1 protein-coding gene and 1 pseudogene are annotated in these 3,221 nt (G+C 67.0%); both read left to right on the forward strand.

The genetic code is table 11. The features are described 5' to 3' along the window. Positions 1-3,044: response regulator (locus ACTHLF_RS15710; RefSeq protein WP_440328411.1), on the forward strand; the 3,044-nt coding region annotated here is incomplete at its 5' end. 1 nt (position 3,045) lies between these two features. Continuing rightward, positions 3,046-3,221: pseudogene (locus tag ACTHLF_RS15715) on the forward strand (CheR family methyltransferase); the annotation flags it as partial.

A 3,221-nucleotide genomic window follows, 5' to 3' on the forward strand; every position in this document is an offset into this window, starting at 1 on the left:
TCGACATCATTTCGTTGGTCCTGTGCCTGGTGGTCGGCGGGCTCGTCATCGCCATGACCTTCCGCCTCATCACGCGGCCCCTCGTGCGCATGACCGAGCTGATGACGCGCCTGGCCGCCCACGACCACACGATCGAAGTGCGCCAGCTGACCCGCCGCGACGAAATCGGCGAGATCGCCCGCTCCCTGCAGGTGTTCAAGACCATGGCGATCGAGACGGCCGGCCAGACCTGGCTCAAGTCCGCGATCACCACGATTTCCAACCGCTTGCAGGAGTGCACCACCTACCGCGAGTTTGCCGAGGCACTGGTGTCGGAGCTGGTCTCGTCGCTGAAGGCCGGCGTGGGCGTGTTCTACATCTACCGCGAGGACACCCGGCGCCTTGAGCTGGCGGGGAGCTACGGCTTCCGCCAGCGCCGCCACGTGACCACGGAATACGCGCTCGGCGAGGGCCTGGTGGGCCAGGCCGCCGCCAACGGCCATGCGATCACCCTCCAGGACATCCCGGACGACTACACCCGGATCCACTCCGGCACGGGTGAAGCGGCGCCGCGCAGCGTCGTCGTCGTGCCCGTGATGTCCCGTGACACCCTGCTCGGCGTCATCGAGATCGCCAGCTTCGAGCACCTCACCGGCCTGCAGGAACGCCTGCTCGACGAGCTCATGCCGATCGCCGCGCTTTCGCTGGAGAACCTGGCGCGCGCGCTGCGCACGCACGACCTGCTCGGGCAGACCCAGAGCCAGGCCGATGAACTGCGCGCGTCCGAAGAGGCGCTGCGCCACCAGCAGGATGCCCTGCAGACGACCAACAGCGAGCTGCATGCGAAGACCGCGGAGCTCCAGGAGCAGTCGCAGCGGCTGATCGCGTCCGAGGAAGAGTTGCGCGTGCAGACGGAAGAACTGCATGCCTCGAACGAGGAACTCCGCGAAAAGAGCCTGACCCTGAACCACCAGAAGGATGCGCTGGAGGCCCTGCAGAAGGAAACGCACGAGAAGGCCGAGGAACTGGCGCGCGCAAGCCAGTACAAGTCCGAGTTCCTCGCGAACATGTCGCACGAGCTGCGTACGCCGCTCAACAGCCTCCTGATCCTGTCGCGCAGCCTCGCGGATAACGACGAAGAGAACCTCACCGGTGAACAGGTCGAGTCCGCGCGGATCATCCACGACGCCGGCTCCAACCTGCTGCGCCTGATCAACGACATCCTCGACCTGTCGAAGGTGGAGGCCGGCAAGATGGAGCTGATGGTCGATACGCTCCCGCTGGCCGACCTCGCGCGTACGCTGGGCCGCACGTTCAACCACGTGGCGCAGGAGAAGAAGCTGGCTTTCGAGGTAAAGCTCGAGGATGGGCTGCCCGCCAGTATCCGTACGGACGGGGGCAAGCTTGAGCAGGTGGTGAACAACCTGCTGAGCAATGCGTTCAAGTTCACCTCGCATGGCAGCGTGCGCCTGCGCATCGCCCGCCCCGCGCGCGGCGCCGCGTTGCCCGCCGGGCTCGATCCGGAGCGCGCCATCTGCATCGCGGTGACCGACTCCGGCATCGGCATCCCGCCCGACAAATTCCAGCGGGTATTCCACGCGTTCGAACAGGTCGATGCGAGCACCAGCCGCCAGTACGGCGGCACCGGCCTCGGCCTCGCCATTTCGCGGCGCATCGCGATGCTGATGGGTGGCGACATTACGCTGGAAAGCGCTGTCGGCCAGGGCAGCACGTTCACCATTTTCCTGCCGGAGGATGCGCCCGATTCCGCCGGTGAGCGCACCGACCCGGTCTCCCGCGAACAGGCGGCCGCAGAGGCGACCCTGCCGCTATCGCCATCGCTCATCGCCGAGTCCATCGACGACGACCGCGCCGCGCTGGCCCCGGGCGACACCATCATCCTCGTCGTCGAGGACGATCCCGCCTTCGCGCGCATCCTGGCCGACATGATCCACCGCAAGGGCCACCGCGTGCTGGCCGCCGCGGACGGTGAGACCGGGCTCGCGCTAGCCCGCCAGTACCGCCCGACCGGCATCCTGCTCGACGTCATGCTGCCCGGCATGGATGGCTGGACCGTCATCGACCGCCTCAAGCACGATGCCGCCACGCGGCACATCCCGGTGCACTTCATCTCCGCGACGGACGATGCAAGCCGCGGCATGGAACTGGGCGCCGTCGGCTTCCTCACCAAGCCGGTGAGCCGCGAATCGATCGCCACCGCGTTCGACCGCCTGCTCCATTTCGCCGAGGGGCGTACCCGCCACCTGCTGGTGGTCGATGACGACGCCAGCGCGCGCGCAGCCGTGCGCACCCTGCTGAAAGACGACAACGTGGTGATCGAGGAAGCCGGGTCCGGCGAAGAGGCGCTCGCGAAGACCCAGGAAACGGCCTACGACTGCATCGTGCTCGACCTGGGCCTCCCCGGCATGTCGGGCATGGAGTTCCTCGAGCAGCTTTCCCAATCCGGGCACACGCCGCCCGTGGTCGTGTACTCCGGGCGCGATCTCTCCCGTGAAGAGAGCATGAAGATCCGCCAGTACACCGATAGCATCGTGGTGAAGGGCGCCCGCTCGCCCGACCGCCTGCTCGACGAAGTGAGCCTGTTCCTGCATTCGATCCGCCACGGTGGCGCAGCGGCGGCTGCGGAACGGCCGACGGCGGCGCGCGGCATGGATGAAGGCGACCTGCGTGGCCGGCGCCTGCTGCTGGTCGACGACGACATGCGCAACCTGTTCGCGCTGTCGAAGGTGCTGCGTGGCAAGGGCATCGATGTCGTCATGGCGCAGGACGGCCAGAAGGCGCTCGACGCGCTGGACAAGGATCCCGAGCTGGAACTCGTGCTGATGGACATCATGATGCCGGTGATGGATGGCTACGACACCATGCGGGCGATCCGCGCCAAACCCGCGGTGGCCAACGTGCCGATCATCGCGCTCACGGCAAAAGCCATGCGCGGCGACAGGGAGAAGTGCCTCGAAGCGGGCGCGAACGACTACCTGTCCAAGCCGATCGACGTCGACCGGCTGCTCTCGATGATCCGCGGGTGGCTGCCGGCCCGGGTCTGAGGTGGATATCGAGGATATCGAAATCGAGCTGTTCGTCCGCGCCATGCAGCGCGCGCACGGCTACGACTTCAGCGAGTACGCGCCCGCTTCACTGAAGCGGCGCGTGCAGCAACTCGTGCGCACGCATGATGCGGGCACCATCAGTGAGTTGAACCGGCGCCTGCTGCACGAGGATGG

Origin of the sequence: Luteibacter sp., from assembly GCF_051958795.1 — a bacterium.
In the GTDB taxonomy this organism is placed as follows: Bacteria; Pseudomonadota; Gammaproteobacteria; order Xanthomonadales; family Rhodanobacteraceae; genus Luteibacter.